Genomic DNA, 24,009 nt, shown 5'->3' on the forward strand with positions numbered 1-24,009 from the left:
GGCTTGCTACGCGTGATTGGCGCGAAGGATCTAATGAAAATGATCGAGGAGGTCAAGCAGTTGGGAGCGGTTCCGATCGAAGCTTTGTCACTCATGTTTCCTTTCGAATGATGCCATGCAAGGTAGTTCGTTTATTCCCCACGGCATCGGGACGGACGGCTCGAAGCTCTCTCAAGTCGCAGAACACGCAATTGACCGCGCAACGCGAGAGGGGCATCCCCGCAAAGTTAGTTGGACGCCCAGCTCGAACGCGGCGTTCACGGAGGGCGCGCAGGCCTGTTTGCTCGCCGTTCTCGTGGAGGAGGTGAAATGAACGAGAGAATGTCCTCCTGGGCATATGCTGAATCTAAGGCGTGTGCCTCGCAGCTTTGCCTAAGCGCATCGCGCAATGCCGTCTGCCGCTTGGTCCGCTGCCTATTCGCCGAGCGTCTTCTCGAGCCGGAGGGGTTAATGTGGGCTCGCCAAGGCAACGAAGCATGGCTTCCCCTTTGGCGATCACGCGAAGTCCTACACTTTACGGATTTGCACCGTGCGCCTGCCGGAGTACTTCAAAATCGAGGTTCAATCGAAGTAATAGACGAGACCGGCGCTCGTTACCTGATCGATAGTCCCTGCGACCTCATCAGAGAGGTCGCGCCGTCTTTGACAATCGCGCCAGCAACGGACGGCGTTCAGCGTCTCATCCGCGACGTCGAGGACAGCATGCGTAACGACGTCCTCGCACGTGATCACCGGGAGCATTGGAGCGCAGAGTTGCGTGGTAAAATAGCCGAAGCTGGAGCCCGGGATTTCATCGAATATCTCCAAAGGAATCTGCCGCCGCACCTGGCGGCAATTACTCTCGATCAGTGGGGAGCACTGGAGGGGCATCCCTTCTACCCGACATGGAAGGCCAAATCCGATCTGTCGACCGAGGACGTCACTGCATTGTCGCCTGAGTTCGGGGCTCGCGTGCGCGTCCGAATCGCCGCACTGCGCAAAGAATGGTCCTATGTGGAGAAGATGCCGCATGTGGGCACCTATTCGGAATGGTTCTCCCAAAACTTCCCGCAGCTCTGGTACGACTGGACTGAAGGACTTAAAAAAAGGGGCAAATCCTCTGAGGACTGGCTGCCGCTACCTATCCATATCTGGCACCTAGACAATTTTCTGCGACGTGAACTCGCCTCAGAGATCGCGTCTGGAATTTTCGATCCCAACGGCCCGGAAATCATAACGCTGCCGGCAATGTCGTTCCGCACAATGCTGCCAGACACACGGGAGCCGAGACCCTTTATCAAATTACCGGTGGCGATTTGGATGACCAGCGAACAGCGCATTCTGCAGGCAAAGTCGATTCACATGGGACCGCGTCTCAGCACCTTGATTCTAGAAATCATATCAAATGAGAGGCATCTCTCAGAAAAATTGGAGATCTTCCCAGAGGAGCTGGGGGCAATCCTTCACCACCCCGTAACAGACGACGAGCATCGGGGTCGATTTCTTTCGGTTGTCTACCGCAACCCTGATGCAATGACACGAAATGATGGACTATTTTCGGTCACTGTTGCAGCGCTCCTTGCTGCAAGCCCGGTCGACGGCCGCCCGCTCATTTGCGAACTGATTGCGCGGGGCGGCTGTCAAAGCGAATCTGCATTCTTCCGTGCCTATGTGAGGACCGTGATCACGCCGATCCTCACCATGTATTTGCTTTACGGACTGGCACTTGAGGCGCATCAGCAAAACAGTACAATCTTGTTCGACGAGATCGGTCGTCCCCAAAAACTCCTACTCCGGGATTTCGGCGACGCCCGCACCTTTGTTCCCCTGCTCAAGGAGCGAGGGTACGATCTCAAGCCGTTCACTCGGACGGGGATCTTACCCACGGCCTTTTACGACGACATCAGTCTCGTGCGCTCATTCGTCATCGACGCGTGCTTCGTCTGTCATTTACATGAGGTCGCACTGTGCCTCGATGAACATTATGAGCCGTCAGGCCCAAGCCTTTGGTACATCCTACGGGAAGAGACCGAGGCCGTCTTTGACGCCCTCAGGCCACGCATGATGTCGGATGCGCTCTGGTTGGAAGAACGCAAAGCGTTTCTCGAGGATCCCTGGCGAAGCCGCTCGGTGCTACGGATGCACTTGGAGCGCTATCGGGACTTTCGAGTGGAGCACGAGCTGCCAAATCCACTGGCGGGAGTGTAATGACAGCGGTCCCCGGGGTTTTCGGACCTGGCATACTGCATCCGCAAACCGCCGGTTCAGCGCCTCTGATGTTGCGCTTGACGGCCGCTGGAAGCTGAAATGGGGCTTTGACGCTCCGTGCCAGGCCAGCTGAAGACCCACTTTATCCTTCAGAGCAGGATCGATGCGCCGAGAATCCAAAAGTGGCGATCGCTATATTCGGGCTGCCGTCGTCTTCAAGTCTTTCATTGCCACCCTGCCGGTGTCGCAACTCTCCTGGCCTGACGGACGCGCCCCCCTTTGCTGTTTTGCCTGCCAAAGAACATCGATGGCGGCAACATAGCGAGATTTGCTGCCTGTTCTTTCGGCGGCCATGATCGTGTGCGGTTTCGCCAGAGCTGGCTCACTTTACGCCAAGCGCTCCCGCTTGGTGGTCCACAAAGGTGGACGGGGCACCACCTTGGTAATGCAGATCGTTTCGTTCCGAGCGATGTGACAGAGACTGGAGACGAGGCGCAGGCGATCCCGTTCTCTATGCGCCTCACGGTCCACATTGGCCAGTTTCGCGATGACCTTGTCGCCTCAACTCGAGCATAGGGGAGAACAAACGGCGAGACGTGGGCGAATTCGCCGGAATCAATGCAAGGACGCAGAATTTCAAACAGCAGCGGCGCTACATCGAATGAATCGAAAGTCGGTCGTTTGATAGCGGTTTTCCGGCAACTGCAAAAGGAAACGATTTCTGCGCCCCAGGCGGTTCGGTGAGTTCAAGAAGGCGCACACCTTGGCTCGCACGATGCGATGTGTGCAGATCCTCGCTCCCATTCAGCAGGTGTTTTGAGCAAACAAGAATTGGTGTCCAGGCACCATCCTACGCACAAACATGAGGTAGCATGTCAAGTGAAAGTCCCGCCCTCACCATTGTCGTCAACCACGATAAGGCGGAATTGTTTGCACATGTGTTGGGTGAACGTTTTCCGCAAGTCCGAATCATTGTGGCGCCGGATGCCGAACGGCTAGAGCAACACATAGGTGAGGCCCAGGCATTGCTTGCTTACCATTTCCCGGTCGAACTGCACGGCCGGGCGCGGAAGCTGAAGTGGTTTCAGTTCCATGCTTCCGATCCGCGACAGAGTGGGTGATATCATCGTGACAAATGTTCGCGGAATGCAGGGCGGCCTCATCGCTGATTACGTGATGGGCGGCGTGACGATACTGAATTGGAATTTCCGAAAACTTTTGTCCGAGCAAGCGGAGCGCAAATGGATCCATCGATCCGTGGCGCCTTTGGCCAACAAAACGCTTGGCATTGTTGGGTTGGGTTCGATCGGTTCGACTATTGCTCGGCGCGCGAAGAGCGCGGGGATGATCGTTTTGGGTGCGAAGCGGGATATTTCTGTCCCGGCGGAAGACGTAGACCGGTTGTTCGGCTCCGATCAGCTGAAGGACTTGCTGCCACTCTGTGATTTCGTGGTTTTGGCCGTGCCGGCCACGCCGGAGACGGTCGGTCTGATCGGCGCTGACGAGATAGCATGCATGCGAAGTGATGCATTCCTGATCAACATCGCCCGGGGCAGCGTCGTCGTGGAGTCCGAATTGATCAGTGCCCTGCAGGCGGGCTCACTCGGGGGTGCAATGCTCGACGTGTTCGAGCGTGAGCCGCCGCCGCAGGACAGTCCGCTTTGGGAAATGCCGAATGTGATCATGACGCCCCATATTGCAGGTATTCTCACAGATTATGTGGAGCGAGCAATTGACATCGTCACAGAGAACGTCGAACGCTACCTGAAAGGGCTCCCGCTGAGGAACGTAATTGACCTGCGACGCGGTTACTGAGCCTCGATGGGAGCCAGGCAGAAGATTCGGTTCGCTCGCCCCACGTGCCGCCGCATGGGCGTCTCCAATCGATGGCGTGCTTAGGCTTGCCGCGAGACGAATCTTACATGAATCCTGGACGATATCCTATATGAATGCTGTTGAATGCCTTTTGCAGCGGGCCAAGCTTTGCTGGCTCAACGAGGCTAGTAATGGCCGGCTTCCTGATGGGGGGGACGGCCTGAGAGGCGGTCTCCTGACTGAACAGCCCTCTTTGGGGCACCTCGAGATGACAAACCTTGCTCTGGAGAGCAAGGATGGCCGGCCCTCCCCGAACTGCTCGGCAGGTTGTCCCGGTCGGAGCCAATTGTTGTCGGGTCAAGCCGTCTTTTCCTTTGCAGCGGCCTCATTCCCCCTACTGTCGTCGTGCTCGAGCTGAGTATCGTTTCGATCGAATGAAAAGCCGCGCTGTTGTCCAGTTCCGCGTTGAATTTCGAACATATGACGGCCCAGATTGAAGAAATTCGGCCGGCGAGACGGCTAGTCTATTTGAACAACGCAGTGAACCGCCTGAGCGCTGCACATTAACCCGGGCGCGATGCAGAGGTTCATTGTCTATCGCCCTTTCGAATTACCCTGACTGCTCGGAGTTCTGATTGCTGTTTGCATTGATCCTGCACGCGATGCGGCGCTGATGCAGCGTCGATTCGCGTCTGCTCGGAATATTGACTGCCCGTACATCGCCGCGCTGGGCCTCCGGTTCACCAGGGACTCCAGCGATCGGATGATGGCGATCTGTCATCCTGGTGAGTATTCGATGTAGCGCATCGGTGTACGAGATGCGGCCCCACTGCAGTCTAGGGCCTGCGACGAGTGTGGTCGGCTGAACAATGTCTTGACGTGCGTTCCGCTACCTCGCTCGCAGATGATGGGCTTTAAGGCTGAGACGATCGAGCATCGCGTCTCGGCGGAATAACTAAAGGAAGAATTGGAGCTATGGAAGCACGCGTTCCGACCGCCGCGGTCGCCTCAAGTGATTGGTCGCCTGCAGTCGATGCGAGTGACGTCATTAGCGGCATTCATGCGATGCTGCATCCCCGCAACATCGTGCTCGTCGGTGCCACAGACAAGCCGGGCAACTATGCCGAGCGCATTTGGAACAATCTGATCAAGTATAAATACGCTGGCGGGCTCTATGCTATGAACCCCGGGCGCGACACGATCTGGGGCGTGACCTGCTATCGGAATTTCGCCTCCCTTCCCGAAGCGCCCGACCATGTGCTCGTGCTGGTGCCGGCGAAGTTCGTCGTTCAGGTATTACGGGAGGCAGCCAGCGCAGGTGCGCGATCAGCAACTATCGTGACGTCGGGATTCAGCGAGTTGCAAGATGAGGAAAGTCAGCGGCTTGCGGCTGAACTTAAGGCCGCGGTGCGCGAGACGGGAATTTTCGTAACGGGCCCGAATTGCCTTGGCAATTTAAGTGCAGGCGAAAGACTGTTCACCAATATCGATGACCGGGTCGTCACGATGGAGCAGGGGGCGGTCGCGATTGCCGGCCAATCGGGCGCTATCGTGATGCTGATCCGGCAGGCGCTCGAGGAGCGCGGTGTCGGTGTCGGTTATATGGTATCGACCGGTAACGAGGTCGGGCTGGAAACGCCGGCTTTGATAGAGTACTTCGCCGCCGATCCCTCGATCCGAGTCATCGTGGTTTATCTGGAGGGCGTGCGCAATACCAATGCGTTTCGGCGTGCCTGCAGGGCAGCGCGTGACGCCGGAAAACCTGTCATTGCGTTGAAGCTGGGGGCCTCTGCGGGGGGGCGCGCTGCCGCTATGGCGCATACCGGGGCGCTGGCAGGCTCCATCGAATCCTTCGACGCGATATCGAGCCGCGAGGGCGTGATCCGGGTGCGCGGGCTTGATGAGCTGATCGAAACGACCGAATGTTTCGTTCATGCTCAATTACCTAGGGGCGGGCGGCTTGCCGCGGTGACGCTATCGGGTGGCAAGCGCGGGCTTCTGATTGACGCATTCCATTCGACGGGACTCCATTTTCCCCCGCTCTGTAAGGACATTAGCGGAAAGCTCGCGACGATGCTTGGGCCGGGTTCGCTCGTTGGCAATCCGCTGGATGCCGGTTTTGCTGCGGTGGTCGATCCATCCGTTTATCTCAAGTCAATCAAGATCATGATCGATGATCCGGACACCGACATCGTCATCATTGACGCGGAATTGCCTAAGGCGCCGCATGAGTTGCGCGAGAAAAATCTGCGCATCGTTAACGAGATGGCGAGCACCACATCGAAGCCTGTGATCTACATTAGCGGGATGTCCATCGGATTTACCGAGCACTCAAAGGCCCTGCGTAAGTCCTTGCCTTACATTGCTGTTGTGCAGGGCATGGACCGTGCCGTCAGCGCGATCAAGGCGCTAATCGACTATGCGATGCTCAAAAATGACGTGCCCGATATCGTTTCCTGCTCAAAACCCCGGGCTCGGGCCGTACTAAAAAAGACCTTGAACTGCACCAACGGCGCCGCGCTCGACGAAGTCGCCTCGAAAAAGCTGCTCAAGGCCTATGGCATTCCGATCCCAAAGGAGGCGATAGCGCGAACCGCCAAAGAGGCGTCAGCACTCGCAATGAAGATCGGCTTTCCAGTCGTGGCGAAAGTAGTCAGCCCTGACATCCTTCACAAATCCGATGTCGGCGGCGTCATGCTCAACCTCAAAAGTGCGGACGAGGTTCAGGTTGCCTTCAACGAAATCGTCACACGCGTGAAGAAGTTGAAGAGCAAGCCGAGGCTGGAAGGTATCTTGATTTCTCAGCAGCTCGAAGCCGATCTCGAGCTACTGATAGGCGCCTCGCTTGATGCTGAGATGGGGCCGGTGGTGCTATTTGGCACCGGCGGTGTCGACGTCGAGTTGATGAAAGACGTGGCACTCGCCGGAGCGCCTATTGACGCGACCGAGGCCAGAAGGCTGATACGTCGCACCAAAGCGGGCATTAAGATCGGGGGCTACCGCGGCAAGCCCGCCTTGAAGGAGGCTTCAGTTGTCAAGGCGCTCGTCGGGCTCTCCAACCTGATAGCCGATGCGGATGGTCAGATCACGTCTATTGACGTCAATCCATTTCTCGTCACGACCAAGAAAGGTCTCGCGGCTGATGCACTTGTCGTACTGCGGTCTGACACAGACAAGAGCGCCAAGAGGAGCCCACTGTGAGCGAAGTGGTGAAGCTTGAGCGTCATGATGAGGTCGGCATCGTCACGGTCAACAGTCCACCGGTCAACGCGCTGAGTGCCGCAGTCCGGGGCGGCATCTTCGAATGCATCAAGGCCGCGATCGCCGATCCCGCCATCAAGGGCATCGTGCTGACCTGCGCCGGCCGCACCTTCATCGCCGGCGCCGACATCACCGAATTCGGCAAGCCGCCGAAGCCGCCCGCCCTCAATGACGTGCTGTCCGAGATCGAGAATTCGCCCAAGCCGGTCGTTGCCGCGATCCACGGCACCGCGCTCGGCGGGGGCCTCGAGGTCGCGCTGGCGTGTCATTTCCGCGTCGCGGTGAAAGAGGCCAAGCTCGGCCTGCCCGAGGTGAAGCTCGGACTTCTGCCCGGCGCTGGCGGCACCCAGCGTCTGCCCCGCGCGGTCGGGCCTGAGCTCGCGGTCAAGATGATCGTCGGCGGCGACCCGATCGGTGCGGCGGAAGCGCTCAAGAACGGCCTGATCGAGGAGATCATCGAGGGGCCGGCCTCGGGCGGCGAAGCCTTCGTGCGCAAGCTCATCGCCGAGAAGCGCCCGCTGCGGCGCCTGCGTGACGACGATTCCAAGCTCGCGGCGGCCAAGGCCGACCGCTCGATCTTCACCAATGCGGTTGCGGCCATGACCAAGAAGTCGCGCGGCCTGGAGGCGCCGTTCGCCGCCGCCGACGCGGTCGGCTATGCCATCGACCTGCCGTTCGACGAAGGCCTGAAGAAAGAGCGCGAGGGCTTCCTCAAGCTCGTCGCCAGCGACCAGTCCAAGGCGCAGCGCTACGCCTTCTTCGCCGAGCGCGAGGCCAACAAGATCGCGGGCGTACCTGAAGGCACCAAGCCGCGTCCGGTCAACCGTGTTGCCATTCTCGGCGCCGGCACCATGGGCGGTGGCATCGCGATGTCCTTTGCCAATGCCGGCATTCCCGTCACCCTGATCGAGACCGGTGAGGAGCAGCTCAAGCGCGGCATGGGCGTGATGCAGAAGAACTGGGAGGCGACCGCCGCGCGCGGCGGCATCCCGGCCGATGCGCCCGCCAAGCGCATGGCGCTGATCGACGGCAAGGTCGGCATCGAGAATGTCGGCGATGCCGACCTCGTCATCGAAGCCGTGTTCGAGACCATGGCGGTGAAGAAGGAGGTGTTCGGCAAGCTCGACCAGTACGCCAAGCCTGGCGCCGTGCTCGCCTCCAACACGTCCTATCTCAACATCGACGAGATCGCGAAGTCGACCAAGCGTCCGCAGGACGTGCTCGGCATGCATTTCTTCTCGCCGGCCAACGTCATGAAGCTGTGCGAGATCGTGCGCGCCGACAAGACCGCGCCGGATGCTCTGGTGACCGCGGTGACGATCGCGCGAAAAATCGCGAAGGTGCCGGCCGTGGTCGGCGTCTGCGACGGCTTTGTCGGGAACCGCATGTTGGCGCAGCGCGGCAAGCAGGCCGAGAAGCTGCTGTTCGAAGGCGCCTTGCCGCAGCAGGTCGACGCGGTCGTGACAAAATTCGGCATGCCGATGGGGCCGTTCGCGATGGGCGACCTTGCCGGCCTCGACATCGGCTGGCGCTCGCGCAAGGACCGCGGCATCAAGTCCGAGATCGCGGATGCGCTGTGCGAGGCCGGCCGCTTTGGCCAGAAGACCGGCAAGGGCTACTACAAGTATGAAGCCGGTTCGCGCGCAGCGCTGCCCGATCCTGATGTCGAGAAGCTGATCGACGAGACGCTGCTGCGTCTGGGGCGCAAGAAGCGCGTCGTCAGCGACGAGGAGATCCTCGAGCGCATGATGTACCCGATGATCAACGAGAGCGCGAAGATCCTCGAAGAGGGCATCGCCGCGCGCCCCTCGGACATCGACGTGGTCTGGCTCTACGGCTATGGCTGGCCGATCTATCGCGGCGGTCCGATGTTCTGGGCCGACACCGTCGGCCTCAAGCACATCGCCGATCGCCTTTCCTTCTACGCCAAGGAGACCAACGACCCCAGCCTCGAGCCCGCCCCGCTGCTGAAGAAGCTCGCCGCAGAGGGCAAGACCTTTGCGTCGCTCGCGGCCGCGGCGAAAGCGGCGTGATGGCCTCAGCCTCTCCGCTTGTCATTCCGGAAGCGCCGAAGGGGCGGGCCGGGAATCCATTTCGCCGTGAAAAGCGCGGGTCGATTGATTCCGCGGCTCGCGACTTGTCCAATCCCGGAATGAGTCTGATCTAATTGCAGAAAATGACCCCTCCCGGTGACCAGGCTTATTCCGAGACCGTGCGGCAGACGACACCATCTTGCAATGCGCGCCGCCCGACCACCTGTCGGAAGCTGCCGCTGATTATGGCGCGCATGCCGAATCTGGCGACCAGCGGATCAGCTCACCGAACTCGCGGCCATGGTCGGGCGCGCCAACAGCAGAAATCGTCACAATCCATCTCATCTCGCATCAGGAGGTCGTTTTGATCGACGCCGTCATTGTTTCAACCGCCCGCACGCCCATCGGCAAGGCCTATCGCGGCATGCTCAACGCCACCGAGGGCGCAACCCTGCTCGGCCACGCCATCGGCGAAGCCGTCGCCCGGGCCAAGATCGAGCCCAATGAGGTCGAGGACGTCGCAATGGGGGTAGCCCTTCAACAGGGATCAACCGGCAGCAACATCACTCGCAAGGCGCTGCTCCGCGCCGGCTTTCCCGTGACCGTTTCCGGCACCACGATCGACCGGCAATGCGGTTCGGGCCTGCAGGCGATCGCGCTCGCCGCGCGCTCGGTTATCTTCGACGGCGTCGAGATCGCGGTCGGCGGCGGCGGCGAGTCGATCAGCCTCGTGCAGAACGACAAGATGAATTCGTTCCACGTACGGGATCCCGCGCTGCTAAAAATCAAGAGCGAAGCCTACATGTCCATGATCGACACGGCAGAAGTCGTCGCTAAGCGCTACGGCATCTCGCGTGCACGCCAGGACGAATATTCGCTGGAAAGCCAGCGCCGCACCGCGGCCGCGCAGCAGGGCGGCAAATTCAAGGACGAGCTCGCGCCGATCACCACCACGATGGCGGTGACCGACAAGGCGACCGGTGCCGTGTCGATGAAGGAGGTCACGCTGTCGCAGGACGAAGGTCCGCGCCCCGAAACCACCGCTGAAGGCCTCGCAAGGCTCAGGGCCGTGCGGGGCGAAGGATTTTCGATCACCGCCGCCAATGCCAGCCAACTTTCGGACGGCGCCAGCGCTTCCGTCATCATGAGCGACAAGGAAGCGGCCAAGCGCGGTCTTGCGCCGATCGGCATCTTCCGCGGCTTCGTCTCCGCCGGCTGCGAGCCGGACGAGATGGGCATCGGCCCGGTCTTTGCCGTGCCGCGCCTCTTGAAGCGCCACGGCCTTACCGTCGACGACATCGGCCTCTGGGAGCTGAACGAAGCCTTTGCTGCGCAGGTGCTGTATTGCCGCGACAAGCTCGGCATCGACCCCGAGAAGATCAACGTCAATGGTGGCGCGATCTCGCTCGGCCATCCTTACGGGATGTCAGGCGCGCGCCTGACCGGCCACGCCCTGATCGAGGGACGCCGCCGCAAGGCCAAATATGCCGTCGTCACCATGTGCGTCGGCGGCGGCATGGGCGCGGCGGGTTTGTTCGAGGTGTTGCAGTAATCGCACCTCGCAGCCGAGTTGCGCAATTGCGCACGCGCGGCACGAACCGTATTCCGCAGACGGAGTGACGGCTACGGAGACGAGTGGCTTTCTTACGAAGGCCGATTGTTACGGTCCCGGCCCCTGTGCCTGTTTGCGCAAGGCCGGAGGACGAGGAAGCTAACAGGAGGATCTCATGGATCTCGCGTTCACAAAGGAAGAGCAGGCGTTTCGGGAGGAGGTGCGGCAATTCCTGAGTGACAACGTGCCACCGGATACGCGGCGCAAGCTTGTGGAGGAGCGGCACCTCTCGAAGGACGAGATGGTGACCTGGTGGCGCATCCTCAACAAGAAAGGCTGGGGCGTCAGCCACTGGCCCAAGCAGTACGGCGGTACGGGTTGGACATCCGTGCAGCATTATATCTTCAATGAGGAATTGCAGTGCTATCCGGCGCAGCCTCCGCTCGCTTTTGGCGTCGGCATGGTCGGCCCCGTCATCTACACCTTCGGCAACGAGGAGCAGAAGAGGAAGTATCTGCCGCGCATTGCCAATGTCGACGATTGGTGGTGCCAGGGCTTCTCCGAGACAGGCTCCGGCTCGGACCTTGCTTCGCTGAAGACCAAGGCCGAGCGGAAGGGCGACAAGTGGATCATCAACGGCCAGAAGACCTGGACCACGCTCGCCCAGCACGCCGACATGATCTTTTGCCTGTGCCGCACCGATCCGTCCGCGAAGAAGCAGATGGGCATCTCCTTCATTGTCCTCTCGATGAAATCGAAGGGCGTCACCGTGCGACCGATCCAGACCATCGACGGCGGTCATGAGGTCAACGAAGTGTTCTTCGACGACGTCGAGGTGCCCTACGAGAACCTGATCGGCGAGGAGAACAAAGGCTGGGATTATGCAAAATTCCTGCTCGGCCATGAACGAATCGGCCTAGCTCGCGTCGGCCTCTCCAAAGCACGGTTGCGCCGCATTCGCGATCTCGCCTCCAAGGTGGAAGCCGGTGGCAAGCCCATTATAGAGCATCACGCGTTCCGCCAGAAGCTCACGGCCTGCGAGATCGAGCTGAAGGCGCTCGAGCTCACCCAGCTCCGCGTCGTCGCCGACGAAACCAAGCATGGCAAGGGCAAGCCGAACCCGGCCTCCTCAGTCTTGAAGATCAAGGGCTCCGAGATCCAGCAGGCCACCACCGAGCTGCTGATGGAAGTGATCGGCCCGTTCGCTGCTCCTTTCGAAGTGCGCGGCGACGACGGCTCCAGTGAGGCCATGGACTGGACCGCCCAAATCGCGCCGAGCTACTTCAACAACCGGAAGCTCTCGATCTATGGCGGCTCCGACGAGATCCAGCGGAACATCATCGCCAAGGCGGTGCTGGGGCTGTGAATTCTGCCCGTCACAAACACACTCGACGTCACGGCCGGGGCAAAAGCGCGAAGCGCGTCTTCGACGAATGACCCGGCCATCCACGCTAGCGGCACGAAGAACGTGGATACCCGGCACAAGGCCGGGCATGACGAAATCAGATACCGGGAGAGTTGAGAAACATGGATTTTGACCTGAACGAGGAGCAGCGGCTTCTCAAGGAAAGCATCGACGGCCTGCTGACCGATTCCTACGATTTCGAGCAGCGCAAGAAGTATATGAAGGAGAAGGGCGGCTGGAGCAAGGCGGTCTGGCTCAAGCTCGCCGAGCAGGGCCTGCTCGGCCTGCCGTTCAGCGAGGCCGATGGCGGCTTCGGTGGTGGCGGCGTCGAGACCATGATCGTGATGGAGGCGCTCGGCAAGGCGCTGGTGCTCGAGCCGTATCTGGCAACGGTCGTGATTGGCGGCGGCTTCCTGCGCCATGCCGGCACCGACGCTCAGAAGGCGGCACACCTGCCCGGCATCATCGACGGCAGCAAGACGCTGGCGTTCGCCCAGCTCGAGAAGAATTCGCGCTACGATCTGTTCGACGTCACCACGACCGCGAAGAAGAAGGGCGACGGCTGGGTCATCGACGGTGAGAAATTCGTCGTGCTCAACGGCGAGAACGCGGACACGCTTGTAGTGACCGCCCGCACCAAGGGCGACCGCCGCGATCATGGCGGCATCGGCGTGTTCCTGGTGCCGGCCAACGCCAAGGGCGTCGGCACGAAGGGCTATCCGACCCAGGACGGCCTGCACGCCGCCGACATCACCTTCACCGGCGTCGAGGTCGGCCCGGATGCGGTGCTCGGCAATCCCGAGGATTCCCTCGCGCTGGTCGAGCGCGTGGTCGACGAGGCCCGCGTCGCGCTCTGCGCCGAGGCGGTCGGGCTGATGGACGAGTCGCTCAAGACCACGGTCGAGTACATCAAGACCCGAAAGCAGTTCGGCGTCGCGATCGGCTCGTTCCAGTCGCTCCAGCACCGCGCCTCCGACATGTTCGTCGCGGCCGAGCAGGCGCGCTCGATGTCGATGTTCGCGACCATGGCTGGTGATTTCGAGAACGCCAGGGAGCGCAGCAATGCCATCGCCGCGGCCAAGGCGCAGATCGGCAAGTCGCTGAAATTCGTCGGTCAGCAGTCGATTCAGCTCCACGGCGGCATCGGCATGACCATGGAGGCGAAGATCGGCCACTACTTCAAGCGCCTCACCATGATCGAGAACTCGTTTGGCGATGTCGACTATCACCAGTCTCGCGTGATGGGGATAGCTTAATTTAATACACAGCCGTCATCCTGGATCTCGCAAGCGCGGGGCCAGTCTTCTCGTTCCTGGCAAAGCGAACCAACCCAGACCCTTTCGGCGAGAGACAGCCGGATGGTTCGTCGCTACGCTCCTGGCGATGACGGAGCAAGCGCACCCAATCAGGTCGACAAAAATGGAAACCACCTTGTTCGACTGCACCAGCAAGGGCGCCCTCGTTAGCTGCTCAAGCCGCGGCATAAGTGGGTTTTGTACTGCAAGAACAGGCGGAAAAAGCGAGGATATGCGAAAAGGTCGTATAGATGCGATCTGGTCCACCGGTCGGACACTGCATTGCGATCTCCGGGACTCGCTTCCACAGCTGCGAAGATTGCGGGATTCGCTTTCGCCACCGTCCTCTCAGCCAGAGCGAATCCCTATTGGCCACCGTTTCGTGATGGTCTTTAGCTTGGTGTAGAATCCCACTCTCTCCGCCACCGATTTTCAGTAGCGAAAAAGTCCTTCAAAATCAGGTGCTTCCCGAGCCGCCGAACTTTTTGCGGTGGAGCACTACGGTGGAGCACCGTGATCCCCTTAAGTATGCCATCCGGGGGGGTAATCCAGCCAGCAGAAATTACCCCCGCTAGTCGAAGCTCGGAATAACGCTGCTCTTCTTATCCCGCCTCGCGATGGGCGTTACAACACCGACTAAGAAACCTAAGACCGGCAATTCAGAGATGTCGGCGGCGCAAAAAACGGATAGGCCGACATAGAGAGATCTGCTGGGGATGTTGTAGACCTTATGATGTGCACGAAGCGGTTGTCCGTAGAGGATTCTTCTTGGTAATGGTCGACTTTTCGGGGGGAAATTCGTTGACCGTTCTCGACGAGCCGAACGAGGAGCTCCGGTTGGCTGGGGTGTACGATCGCCTCAGGCTGAAGCTTCTGGATCTGTCCAAAAAGAACTGAATGCTGAATTACAGCCTCGGTGCGAGATCCAAGCGACATCTTCAGATCGTCGACGAGGTGATGGAGGAGGTCTACAGGAAGCTCGCCGGCGAAGATGCCTCCTTGAGAATCGACCCTCTGGAAGAGCCCGAAGATATTCCGCCGGAGGAGAAGACGGAGGAGTTCATCGCCGCGCTCGAGCATGCGAAAGTCTCGAACCTGGAGTATCTGACGAAGCTTCAGGCTCTGGAAAGCTCCGGGCGCGATGACGAGTTCTCCTTGGGAAAGCTCGAGCGCGAGCTTCGCGATCACATCCGCGACGAATTCGAATTGCCGCCTCGGCCCAAGAAGGCCGAAATCAACCGTGCAGAACACGCCCGCCGGTCGAACATCGATCCGAATCCGGAGCTCGGACGCGTCAAGTCGAAGCCATCGCATAGCGACGCCGCCCTACAGACCTTGAAATTTCCGGACGAACTCGAGCGCGTGCTGGAGAAGATCGCCGCTGATGCACGATTATCGGAACAGGAAATGGAACTTTCGACCCTGTTCCTGTCGTTCGGCTTTTTGGATGGTACGAATCCGACAACTGCGACAAGAAGGCGTTCGCGCTTTGCTTCTGTTGCCCGTCGCACTCGACGTGAAGAAGGCGTACGGCCGAAATTCTTTCCATTTGTCGGCCACCGAATCTTCCGCCGAGTCAAATCTCAGTTTGCAGAAGCTTCTGGAGACGGAGTTCCACCGGAAATTGCCGTCCTTCGAAGGCAGCGATGACGAAGGATTGGCCTCTATCGAAGCATATTTCGACCTGGTCCAGGAGGCCATCAAGGATCTCGGACGATGGCAGATACGCCGATGGCTCGTCCCGGGTCATTTCGCCTTCGGTCGGTTCGCAGTATACGCCGACCTGAATCCTGCGAACTGGCAAGTCGATCCTGCTGCGCATCCCCTCGTCGGATCGATCCTGCAGGGGGCAGAAAAGGGCTTCGAAGGCGACGGCGCTCTCATCCCGAGTGAACCTACCGACTATCTGATCGACGATCCGCATATAGAAGCGGCGGCGCCTTTCCTGATCCACGATGCGGACGCTTCGCAGCACAGCGCCGTCATCGATGCGATGAAGGGCCGCAACCTCGTCATCCAAGGCCCGCCGGGCACCGTTAAATCGCAGACGATAGCGAACATCGTGGCTATACTGAGCGATGCGAAGGTCGGACCCCACATTCCGTCCCATGACGAAGAAAACCCGCCTGCCTTGCTGCACTCGTCGGCAGAATCCTGCAGGAGATCTTTCAGGAAAGCCGCAAAGAGTTGCGGACTTTGACCTGCATTTTTAGATGCTTGCACGATAGCAAGGTCCAAATTCGCGCGAAAATCGGCGAAGCGATGATCGTCAGCCCGGATTTTTGATAGTAGCTCCCAGTCGACACCGCTGGCATCGAGCAGTTGGAACGTAGTGATCGCGCGGGCTACTTCAATGCCCATGCTCTTTCCCTTGTCCGCCGTTTGAGCCAAACCCTTTTCGATACGCTCAAAAACATGAGGCGCGGTAGTGATCGGCCAAGCGCCGGTTGTCGCGACCCAGGCTAAGGCAAGCGCAACTTCATCGGATAGGAACCGGATTCCGAAGTTTATGCTGTCCTCCGGAGCCCCCGGGTTGGCATCTCGAACAAGCTTGGCCCAAAATTCCGTATCTTCGCTAGACACGTTCTTCAGCTCTTCGCGAGCGTGCGCCTGCAAGATAGGGTGCAATCCTCCGAAGCCATGTGGCACGACAGCGAAGGCGCCAGCGCGGACTAGAGGGGCTATCTCAGCCAGTCTCATCAAGCCGGCGCGAAAGCCGGTCCGGGCTTCTTCGAGCGAGAAAGAACCAATCAGCTGTCCAGTCTCTACGGACGGGTGCATCGCAGCGGCAAGTAGATCGGGAACGGCGATTGAACTGAAACAAAGTGCCGCTCGCTTATATGAGGCACTGGACATCAGGAGCGGACCTTCCTCGCCAAACTGGTCCGCGCCAGACGGCAAGTAGAGTGGCTTGTCCGCAATCGCCCTCGCCGCGATACCGTCACTCTCCAGCCAATCGTACCAAGCAGGAGCGAATCTGGCGAGGAAATCGCTCAGTTGGTCGTCTGGAGCTCCAGAAAGTTTTTCAGCTTCATCAACGTCGAAGTGGCAGCCAATTAGGTCCTCGACTGCCTGTAGAGAACCCCAATTTCGCTCCTGCCCCGCCATGCCGTCGTCCTTTCCACTGGGAGATGTATGATGTCAGGATCACTCGTCTACCGCAATCTGCGGCGAACGCGCGAACTGCGTCCAACCGCGATCAAGAAGTCCACGCGCATTCGCGGGGCGGGCCTGCTTCGACAGTGGTCCCGATCCAATCGTCTGCCCGCCTGGCCTCGCGGGCTTCAACGCTGACGTCGAGAAAATTCAGCCCTGCCTTCGGGAGTGGGAGGGAGCCCGGCCTCGATGAGCCATTTCCGGATATGACCTGGGACGTACCCCTTGGATTCCAAGATATGTTGCTCGTCTCGGTCGCGTCGCGCGAAGTACTCCTCGACGGTGAAATTCTTGATCAGGAACCTCCTGAATCCCGCCGCGTTCGATCGCACGTACTTGAACCTGGCCACGAAGCGTCCCTCGTACTCGAGATACATGCCATCCCAGGTGAACTTGGATTTGTCGAATGCCGTCATGTCACTCCCGAAGCGAACTTTCGTGCGTATCTGCGCGCTTAGAGCTTGCCGCGAAAGCGCTCGGCGGCCCATTCGCACCATTGGTGTGGATCGGCAGAGGAACGAAGAAGTGGTCGACGACGCAGGGCGGAAGTCCGTCGCGAAAGGCGATCCTCTCTTCTTGCGTCTCGATGACGCCATTGCAATGGATCGATGCCCATGAAGGAAAATAGCTTGCGCCATTCCTCTAACCGACAGATCAGCCGTATGCGGAGAGATCGCCGTAAAGACCGGCTTTACGTATCCTTGCATGGCCCCGATGACGCAACGCGTCGGCAGGTAATCCCGATTGCTCGCTATTACCCGCTCAACGAGCTACTAGCTGAAATGACCCGCTACGCGGAACAGGAGTTCGGCAAAGTTCATGTGAGTTATCTGCTTCTGCCTGGTGTCAACGACACGCAACAGCATCGGGATCAGCTCAGCGCCGTAATTCGCGGGCGACCACTGTTCAAATCCTTCTGTGGCTCCGATCTATCGCGAGTTCGGCGTGAAATGGGATGAAGGCGTCGTTGCTTGGGACGGTCTGCGGCTCGACGGATGGGCTTCCAGCAAGGGCATCCCAGCGGCCATCGACCGTTTTTCGCGGACTTGACGTATTCCTTCCGCGATATCCTCGACAGTGAAGCAGACGGGTATCCGCTCACTTTTCTGCGGCCGCTTCGTCGTTCTTTGGACCGCTCCGGAACCGCGCGAACCCCTTCAACGTTGCTCCACCATTGGATTGGTAAAGGGAGCAGCCGATGGCCGCAGCGAAGAAGAGGACCGGGCGTGGACGCAAACAGGATCGGGCCCGCGTGGCCAAGGGACAGGCTTACGAAGTGCGATAAGAAGCAAAGAAGACCGGCCGCTCGGCCTCGGCGGTGAAGAAGGCGGTCAAGAAGGTCGGCAACATCTTCCCCGACTATCCGGCTCCGATCGTGCGCAATGGTGCGGATGGACGCGACCAAGAAGCGCGCCGAAAAGCTGCAGGCCAAGGGAAAGATCGTCGACTTCAAGGAATTGAGCCGGATTCCGGGACCACCAACATCCGCAACGTCGGCAGCGCGCACTGGAAGCGTTGGCTGGGTACGGAGCACCGCTGCCTGGTCCCCTTCACCTCGTTCAGCGAGTACGATACCATCGACGGCAAAAGGACGCCGGTCTGGTTCGCTCCGGACGAAAGCCGGCCGCTGCTCGCATTCGCCGGTCTGTGGACGAACTGGACCAGCGTCCAGAAGGCCAAGGAGGGCGAGGTCACAGCCGACATCTACGCGTTCCTGACGACCGAACCGAACGAGGAAGTGAAGCGCGTGCATCCGAAGGCGATGCCGGTGATCCTGACGACGACGGAGGAGTGCGAGGTCTGGATGCGGGCGCCGTGGGAGGAAGCAAAGGCGCTGCAGCGCCCGCTGCCCGACGGTGCGTTGAAGATCGTGGCGACCGGCCAGAAGGAGGATATCGCGCCGCCGTAGCGTCCTGCGCAGGTCGGTCTCCTCGACCAACGTCCGAAATCATCGACCGCAATGAGGATTTGCGCCGAGTGCGCTCGGCGGCATCGGATCCGGCTCTCGTGCGGCGACGTCGAATGCGCGTCGCGAGCTTGCAGGTGGACAGCCGGATCCGCAGCAGAAATTCGGAAGCCGCGCCTCCGCTAGGCAGCCACTGCGTCCGGCGCCTCTTCCTCTTCGCGCTTTCGGTTGATCAGATTGAGCAGGTGAACGGAGGCCCGCGCGTCGCAGAGCGCCCTATGATGATTGTCGAGCTCGATCCCGTAGATTTCACACAAGCTTCCGAGTCCGTAGGACTTGAGGCCCGGAAAGCGGCGGCGCATCCCGGTGCACGTGCACAGCTTCGGGAAGCGGAAACGCCGCTCCAGTCGCTCGAATTCGTAGGCGATGAAGCCGTAGTCGAAGTTCACGTTGTGGGCCACGAAGATTCCGTCGCCCATGAAGTTCATGAAGCTGTCGGCCAACTCGACGAACAGCGGAGCGCCGCGCACCATCTCGTTCGTGATACCGGTCAGTTGAACGATCTTGGCCGGGATGGGGCGCTGCGGATTGACCAGGCTGTGCCACTCGTCCACGACCTGGTGATTGCGGACCTTGACCGCGCCGATCTCGGTGATGCGGTCCCCGCTCGACCAAGCGCCGGTGGTCTCGATGTCCACCACTACGTAGTCCTGCTCGGGATCGAAGCGATAATCGACGCGCCCGATCTCGGCGACGATGCCGGCCGCACCAAGTTGGCGGAGACGGGTCAGCTGATTGCGGCGGATGGCGTCGCCTTCCGTCTTGATCTCCATGAACGAGACGTTGCCGCCGCGCACCACCAAGAGGTCGGGAAAACCATCCCTCATGCCGCGGAAGTCCTCGCACATCGCGCCGACGATCTTCGCGACGCCGGCGGGATCGGCACCATCGAGCAGCGCGCGAAGCGCCTCGACCTGGACGTGGTCCCAGGCGAAGATGCCGTTCGCTCGTCCCCAGCGCTGCGCAACGGTGCGCAGCAGCGACGGTAGCGCCCGTCGCGAGCCGATGGCTTCGAGCTTCTCGTCGATCGACGGCGCGAACAACCGACGGAAGCTGCGGTCCTTCAGGCACTGCGGCAGCCAGTCGAAGCCGCTGGGAAGCTGCGAGCGCTCGAAGAGCTCGTCCCAGAACAGAAGACCGAACAACGAGTGCCAGAGCCCGTTCTCGGCGTGGAAGACCTTGGCGCCCTCGCGCCGCAGGACGCCGGCGACGCCCGCTTCGGGGTTGCCGCGGTGCGTGTCGTCGACAGTGATGACGCGCCCGGCCCGCAGCAGTTCGGTGTGCAGGCCCGTGCGCCGGCCGCCGAACTTGCGCGCGTAGAAATCCGTGGCGAAGAGGTGTTCGCCATCGCTCGCGGGATCGTCGATCATCCGCTGCAGAAGCTCTTCGGCTTCGGCGCGTTCGCCTTGGCCGTAAAGCAGGCGCGCCAGACGCTCGTTGCATTCGGGCGACGAACCTGCGCGATAGAGCTGGCGGGTGAGGTCCTTTTCGCCGGCCTTCTCGAAGAATAGTCCCGTCTGATGCGCCGCCCGGCTGCGGAGCTCGGCGGCGTATTCGCCGCCGCAAGTCGGGCCGGCAAGAACGTCGATCGCGGCCCGGCGATGGACGGACTCGGACTTCGCATCCAACCGATCGAGGATCTGGCTGTAGTGGAACGATGCCAAAGCCTCGTCGCCGTCCGTGAAGCGCGCGCTGAACGCAGTTTCCTGGTTGGTCCGGAGGATCCCGAGGTAGCGCAAAGCAAAGTTCTTGAGGTCCACCTCGGTCTTGCCGAAGTAGAGATAGAGCAGAAACTCGATCGGCCTCGTGCCGTCGAGAGCGATGAATTTGTGGGCGCCGCAATGCTGCGCGGCCACGGAGTAGGGTATCCGCTCGAGATAGTAGTCGATGAATTTCGGCTTCGACCAAGACTTGCGCACGTCTCCGCGCCCGGCCGCTTGCGCGCCGGTCATCAGGACCTCCTTCGGCAAGCAGGCGATGAACGCCGCGTAGTCGGCTTCCCCGAGCGCGCGAGCGTGGCCGGCCGCCATCAGCTCCGCGGCGGCCTGATCGACGTCCTTTATCTCAGGATAGCTGAACAGCGACCGGTCGAAGATCGCGCCACGGCGGTTGACCATCCCGACCAACAGGCACTGGGCATCTTTGGAATGACCTCCGAAGCGTGCGACGAAGGCAAGATGCTCGGCGGCGAGTATCGGACCGTAGGTCTTCTGGACGAACGCCAGCATCTCAACGAAATGGTCGAGGTAATAGTAGACGGGCAATACCGGGAGCTTGGCCACGCGGACCTTCAGGCATCGGGATTCGGTTGTTCTACTTTTGTTCGAAGACATCAACGAAAGTCAATACCCCTTCTCCCACTCCCCGACGGATTGGGAGCCGGGATTTCGCACGAGGAGGCGCAGATGGATGGCGTCAAAATTCTTCGGAGGCCAACGTCTCGTTTGTCTGCTCAAGTGTGGGCACGCGTCGACCGCGCAGGTCGGAACAGGTGGACAACCGGAGCTCTCCCGATTTCGAATCCCTGTCCCGTGTTATCCGCCGGGAACGCGCCGGCGGTCATGAGGATTCGTCCCGGCAGGAGCGATCTCGATGCTGATGACGAAGGAAAGACCGCGGGCGATCCGGACGTTGAGAGGCTGGGCGATGGGCGTCCTGCAGGAAGCCGGCGCCATCAACGAATGCGAGGAGCATGGCTGGGTCAAAGACCGCGCCGATCCGCACGCGCGCGAACGGGCCTTCGTAGTGGCCACGCAGGATCCGCCAACCGGGGTCTCTGCGGACGATGCCGTTGAGGAGATTCGTGACGTCCTGGATTCGATCGGCGACACGTGTCCCGAGTGCCCGCCAGATTCGGCGCTTAGCGTCGGCCCCGCCTTCCAGCCGGACATGTGCGCCCTTGCGCCGCCCCGACATCCTCCGATAGCAACAACGGTCGAACGTAATTTGCGAGTGCGGCACCGCCTCAAGGCCGTGCTGCACGGCGACCGGGGCGGGGGAACGACGTCATCCATTACCAATTCAACAAGCCCGACCGGTTGATCAGCTCCGGACGCATTACGCAGATCAAGAAGGGGGTGTACGGGGCTTCCGTCGAGGAGGCCGTTCCGGAAGAACTCGAGGTCTTCCTGTCGGCCCGACAAGATGCGGAGATCAAGCCGCTCCCTGCGCCGTCTCCGGTCGCTATGCGCATCCTCCGCTCAATGTTCGTCCGCGAAACCGGTACGTGGCGGCTGGCCGGCGGCGAGACCGACCGTACCGAATGCAAGGCGGGCTTCCGGCTGCGACCGGAGGATCGCTTCTCGAAGGCTCTCCGCGCAATCGCAGGGCTGGCCAACAACAAGGGGGGCTACCTACTGTTCGGTGTGGCGGATGCCACCTTCGTAGCGGAGGGACTTGCGGACGACGCCTTCACGAAATCGGGCATCTCGCTCGTCAACAGGATCCTCGCGGGCGCCCTCGATCTCGTCCCGCACGTCACGAAGGGCCTCATCGAGCTCGGCGGAAAGCAGGTGGGCGCGCTGTACGTGGAAAAGCACGATCATGGCCCCGTCATCGCCATCAAGAACGTCGGTCAGGACGTCAAAGAGGGAGGAATCTATTTCCGGTACGTCGGAGAGACCCGCCTGATCAAACCCGGAGAGCTCAGGCAGATCATCGCCGCGCGCGAACAGCGGGCGGTCGCGGAGTTCAGCGCCCGCATGAATCGCGTCGCGGTCGGCAAGGAGGCGACGATTGATCTCGACTCCGGCGAGTTCGCCGGCACCAGCGGCAAATTTCTCATCGACAAGTCCCTGCTCCCGAGCATCCAGTTCGTCCGCGAAGGCGAATTCAACGAAATGAAAGGCGCGCCGGCGTTGAGACTGATCGGCGACGTCGAGCCGATTTCGGAAGTCGAACGGGAGAGAACGAGAATCATCCGCGAAAACGTGACGCCCGACGCGGTGGTCCGCAATTTCCTGCGGAACGAGAAGGTCGCAGAGCCGATGCAGTATATCCTCTTCAAAGCCCACGCCCAGCGCAAGTGGTTTCCGGTGTGGTTCTACATCGACCAGACGCAGTCGACGGCCGAGCAGATCGCCGAGGATCTGCGAAAGCAGGTCGCGACCTACCCGTCGTCGCGGGACGCGCTCGTCGACAGGCTCGCGGGCAAGGACGCGGCTTTCCGACAATCCAGCGGGAAGGCCGAAGCCCTGCGTACCAAACTGGTCCGAGGCGAGATCACCGCGCCGACCGACGTCGACGAGGACGTCGTCTTTGCCGGAGCGGTCCAAGCTCTGCCCGCTACGACGAACACGAAGGATCTGGAGGAGATCCGGAAGATCCTGATCGACTGCCTGGACCGGGCTCAGGAATCGGACCCGCGGAGCAGCAATCGTCGGGGAGCCATCTACCGGGCCGCATGCCGGGTCGATGAGTTGCTCTACATGAAGGAGCAGACCTAGGCCGATTTCCGCCGTGCCCCCGCCGGCGCGCGCTTCGCGACTGCCTCCTTGGCCGGTTTCTTGCCGGGGATCGGCATCAGCATCTCCTTCTGACCCGCGGCGGCCTTCTTCGACTTCTTGGCTGGCTTCTGCGGAGCCTTGCCCTGGGCCGCAGCGCCGCCGACGCGCCGCCGCAGCGCCTCCATTAGGTCCACGACGTTCTCGCCCTTCGGCCGGTCCTCGGAACGATCGGTTTGCCAGCCCGCTTCTGGTTGATGAGTTCGACCAGCGCCGTTTCGTACTGGTCTTCGAACTTGTCCGGCTCGAAGCTGCCCGACTTCTGTTCGACGATGTGCCGGGCGAGATCGAGCATGTCCTTGGTGATCATTGAGGCTTCCATTCGACCATCTGGTCGTTGAGCCCGTCGTGCATGCGACACGGCATTTCGGGATCGAAGGTGTCCATCGGGTTCATGCGGTATGTCCGGGATCGACATCCTTCGGCGTCTTCTTCTCCCGCTGAGGCGCCATCCTCGCGGGGCTTTCTATTCCGGGGACACCGCGCGGGCCCAGCTCTTCGCGCTGGATATCGTCTTCCGAACGCTCGGGCTCCACGCCATTCATCGGCTTGTCGGGCATCATTCCATCCTGGCCTTGTACTTCAGGTCGCGGATTCGTGTTTCAGCCTCCTCCTTCGAGGTCACGATCTCCGATTCATCAGGTGCTCTCGCTATCGCGCTGAGCCTCTTCAGCTCGGCGAGCTGTTCCGCGGTGGGCTTTTCCATTTTCGATTCCTCGACGGCCTGCATTCGTCATCGGGCACGCCCAGCAGCCGATCGATGGTTTGCTCGCAATCTCCGGGGGCCAGGCTCGATATGGCGAGCCAGGACGCCTGAGCCTCCGCCACCGCCCTCGG

17 protein-coding genes and 4 pseudogenes are annotated in these 24,009 nt (G+C 60.6%); 15 read left to right on the plus strand and 6 right to left on the minus strand.

Annotation, left to right across the window (positions count from 1 at the left end; genetic code table 11):
* Positions 1 to 321: 321 nt before the first annotated feature.
* From I6F24_RS34085 to I6F24_RS34130, 10 genes and pseudogenes are all read left to right on the plus strand, one after another.
* The gene (locus I6F24_RS34085; protein ID WP_225130723.1) at positions 322 to 2,187 is read left to right on the plus strand and encodes an IucA/IucC family protein; all 1,866 of its coding nucleotides are present in this window, start codon (positions 322 to 324) and stop codon (positions 2,185 to 2,187) included.
* A gap of 372 nt (positions 2,188 to 2,559) precedes the next feature.
* Positions 2,560 to 2,715, plus strand: a pseudogene (locus I6F24_RS34090) (antirestriction protein ArdC); the annotation flags it as partial.
* Between the two features lie 344 nt (positions 2,716 to 3,059).
* Positions 3,060 to 3,308 carry a hypothetical protein gene (locus tag I6F24_RS34095; RefSeq protein ID WP_225130616.1) on the plus strand — a complete coding sequence of 83 codons (249 nt, stop codon included), beginning with the start codon at positions 3,060 to 3,062 and terminating at the stop codon, positions 3,306 to 3,308.
* Positions 3,280 to 4,002, plus strand: a complete 723-nt coding sequence (locus I6F24_RS34100) for a D-2-hydroxyacid dehydrogenase (protein ID WP_225130618.1) — start codon at positions 3,280 to 3,282, stop codon at positions 4,000 to 4,002. Before I6F24_RS34095 ends, I6F24_RS34100 begins: the two co-directional genes overlap by 29 nt.
* A gap of 975 nt (positions 4,003 to 4,977) precedes the next feature.
* Complete coding sequence (locus I6F24_RS34105) at positions 4,978 to 7,203, plus strand: acetate--CoA ligase family protein (RefSeq protein WP_225130620.1); 2,226 nt, start codon at positions 4,978 to 4,980, stop codon at positions 7,201 to 7,203.
* Positions 7,200 to 9,296 carry a 3-hydroxyacyl-CoA dehydrogenase NAD-binding domain-containing protein gene (locus I6F24_RS34110; protein WP_225130622.1) on the plus strand — a complete coding sequence of 699 codons (2,097 nt, stop codon included), beginning with the start codon at positions 7,200 to 7,202 and terminating at the stop codon, positions 9,294 to 9,296. Before I6F24_RS34105 ends, I6F24_RS34110 begins: the two co-directional genes overlap by 4 nt.
* A gap of 364 nt (positions 9,297 to 9,660) precedes the next feature.
* Entirely contained in the window at positions 9,661 to 10,848 is a 1,188-nt protein-coding gene (locus tag I6F24_RS34115; RefSeq protein WP_225130624.1) for an acetyl-CoA C-acyltransferase, read from the plus strand.
* Positions 10,849 to 11,023: 175 nt separating this feature from the next.
* The gene (pimC, locus tag I6F24_RS34120) at positions 11,024 to 12,214 is read left to right on the plus strand and encodes a pimeloyl-CoA dehydrogenase large subunit (protein ID WP_225130626.1); all 1,191 of its coding nucleotides are present in this window, start codon (positions 11,024 to 11,026) and stop codon (positions 12,212 to 12,214) included.
* Positions 12,215 to 12,375: 161 nt separating this feature from the next.
* Complete coding sequence (gene pimD / locus I6F24_RS34125) at positions 12,376 to 13,509, plus strand: pimeloyl-CoA dehydrogenase small subunit (RefSeq protein ID WP_225130628.1); 1,134 nt, start codon at positions 12,376 to 12,378, stop codon at positions 13,507 to 13,509.
* A gap of 936 nt (positions 13,510 to 14,445) precedes the next feature.
* Entirely contained in the window at positions 14,446 to 15,198 is a 753-nt protein-coding gene (locus I6F24_RS34130) for a DUF4011 domain-containing protein (RefSeq protein ID WP_225130630.1), read from the plus strand.
* A 252-nt stretch (positions 15,199 to 15,450) separates the two neighbouring features.
* Here the strand turns inward: I6F24_RS34130 and I6F24_RS34135 are convergent, their stop codons facing one another.
* Both I6F24_RS34135 and I6F24_RS34140 read right to left on the minus strand, forming a co-directional pair.
* On the minus strand, positions 15,451 to 16,656 hold the full coding sequence (locus tag I6F24_RS34135; RefSeq protein WP_225148629.1) for a hypothetical protein: 1,206 nt from the start codon (positions 16,654 to 16,656) through the stop codon (positions 15,451 to 15,453).
* A 176-nt stretch (positions 16,657 to 16,832) separates the two neighbouring features.
* Positions 16,833 to 17,120: a hypothetical protein gene (locus I6F24_RS34140; RefSeq protein WP_225130634.1), complete on the minus strand. Its 288-nt coding sequence runs from the start codon at positions 17,118 to 17,120 to the stop codon at positions 16,833 to 16,835.
* A gap of 198 nt (positions 17,121 to 17,318) precedes the next feature.
* Between I6F24_RS34140 and I6F24_RS34145 the strand changes: the two genes are divergently transcribed.
* The 3 genes and pseudogenes from I6F24_RS34145 to I6F24_RS34155 all read left to right on the plus strand — a co-directional run bounded on the left by I6F24_RS34145 (position 17,319) and on the right by I6F24_RS34155 (position 18,613).
* On the plus strand, positions 17,319 to 17,663 hold the full coding sequence (locus I6F24_RS34145; RefSeq protein WP_225130636.1) for a hypothetical protein: 345 nt from the start codon (positions 17,319 to 17,321) through the stop codon (positions 17,661 to 17,663).
* A 239-nt stretch (positions 17,664 to 17,902) separates the two neighbouring features.
* Positions 17,903 to 18,052: pseudogene (locus I6F24_RS34150) on the plus strand (DUF3606 domain-containing protein); the annotation flags it as partial.
* Between the two features lie 27 nt (positions 18,053 to 18,079).
* Complete coding sequence (locus tag I6F24_RS34155; RefSeq protein WP_345944135.1) at positions 18,080 to 18,613, plus strand: SOS response-associated peptidase family protein; 534 nt, start codon at positions 18,080 to 18,082, stop codon at positions 18,611 to 18,613.
* 179 nt (positions 18,614 to 18,792) lie between these two features.
* Here I6F24_RS34155 and I6F24_RS34160 read toward each other — a convergent pair whose 3' ends face one another.
* Entirely contained in the window at positions 18,793 to 20,952 is a 2,160-nt protein-coding gene (locus tag I6F24_RS34160; protein WP_225130638.1) for a 3'-5' exonuclease, read from the minus strand.
* A 310-nt stretch (positions 20,953 to 21,262) separates the two neighbouring features.
* Between I6F24_RS34160 and I6F24_RS34165 the strand changes: the two are divergent.
* Positions 21,263 to 21,523 (plus strand): annotated as a pseudogene (locus I6F24_RS34165) (hypothetical protein); the annotation flags it as partial.
* Between the two features lie 185 nt (positions 21,524 to 21,708).
* Entirely contained in the window at positions 21,709 to 23,115 is a 1,407-nt protein-coding gene (locus I6F24_RS34170) for an ATP-binding protein (RefSeq protein WP_225130641.1), read from the plus strand.
* On the opposite strand, the pseudogene I6F24_RS34175 reads toward I6F24_RS34170, so the two are convergent.
* The 3 genes and pseudogenes from I6F24_RS34175 to I6F24_RS34185 all read right to left on the minus strand — a co-directional run.
* A pseudogene (locus I6F24_RS34175) lies at positions 23,112 to 23,479 on the minus strand (Ku protein); the annotation flags it as partial. The gene I6F24_RS34170 and the pseudogene I6F24_RS34175 sit on opposite strands and share 4 nt — an antisense overlap.
* A gap of 85 nt (positions 23,480 to 23,564) precedes the next feature.
* A complete protein-coding gene (locus I6F24_RS34180; RefSeq protein WP_225130731.1) occupies positions 23,565 to 23,732 on the minus strand; it encodes a hypothetical protein in 168 nt (55 codons plus the stop codon).
* A complete protein-coding gene (locus I6F24_RS34185; protein ID WP_225130643.1) occupies positions 23,732 to 23,878 on the minus strand; it encodes a hypothetical protein in 147 nt (48 codons plus the stop codon). Before I6F24_RS34185 ends, I6F24_RS34180 begins: the two co-directional genes overlap by 1 nt.
* Positions 23,879 to 24,009 lie beyond the last annotated feature (131 nt).

It is taken from the genome of Bradyrhizobium sp. BRP23 (genome assembly GCF_020194135.1).
Classification (GTDB): domain Bacteria; phylum Pseudomonadota; class Alphaproteobacteria; order Rhizobiales; family Xanthobacteraceae; genus Bradyrhizobium; species Bradyrhizobium yuanmingense.

Coding starts and splice junctions, on each gene's coding strand:
- I6F24_RS34085 (WP_225130723.1), top strand. CDS start 322: ATGTCCTCCTGGGCATATGCTGAATCTAAGGCGTGTGCCTCGCAGCTT.
- I6F24_RS34095 (WP_225130616.1), top strand. CDS start 3,060: ATGTCAAGTGAAAGTCCCGCCCTCACCATTGTCGTCAACCACGATAAG.
- I6F24_RS34100 (WP_225130618.1), top strand. CDS start 3,280: ATGCTTCCGATCCGCGACAGAGTGGGTGATATCATCGTGACAAATGTT.
- I6F24_RS34105 (WP_225130620.1), top strand. CDS start 4,978: ATGGAAGCACGCGTTCCGACCGCCGCGGTCGCCTCAAGTGATTGGTCG.
- pimC (WP_225130626.1), top strand. CDS start 11,024: ATGGATCTCGCGTTCACAAAGGAAGAGCAGGCGTTTCGGGAGGAGGTG.
- pimD (WP_225130628.1), top strand. CDS start 12,376: ATGGATTTTGACCTGAACGAGGAGCAGCGGCTTCTCAAGGAAAGCATC.
- I6F24_RS34130 (WP_225130630.1), top strand. CDS start 14,446: ATGCTGAATTACAGCCTCGGTGCGAGATCCAAGCGACATCTTCAGATC.
- I6F24_RS34135 (WP_225148629.1), bottom strand. CDS start 16,656: ATGGCGGGGCAGGAGCGAAATTGGGGTTCTCTACAGGCAGTCGAGGAC.
- I6F24_RS34140 (WP_225130634.1), bottom strand. CDS start 17,120: ATGACGGCATTCGACAAATCCAAGTTCACCTGGGATGGCATGTATCTC.
- I6F24_RS34145 (WP_225130636.1), top strand. CDS start 17,319: ATGAAGGAAAATAGCTTGCGCCATTCCTCTAACCGACAGATCAGCCGT.
- I6F24_RS34180 (WP_225130731.1), bottom strand. CDS start 23,732: ATGCCCGACAAGCCGATGAATGGCGTGGAGCCCGAGCGTTCGGAAGAC.
- I6F24_RS34185 (WP_225130643.1), bottom strand. CDS start 23,878: ATGGAAAAGCCCACCGCGGAACAGCTCGCCGAGCTGAAGAGGCTCAGC.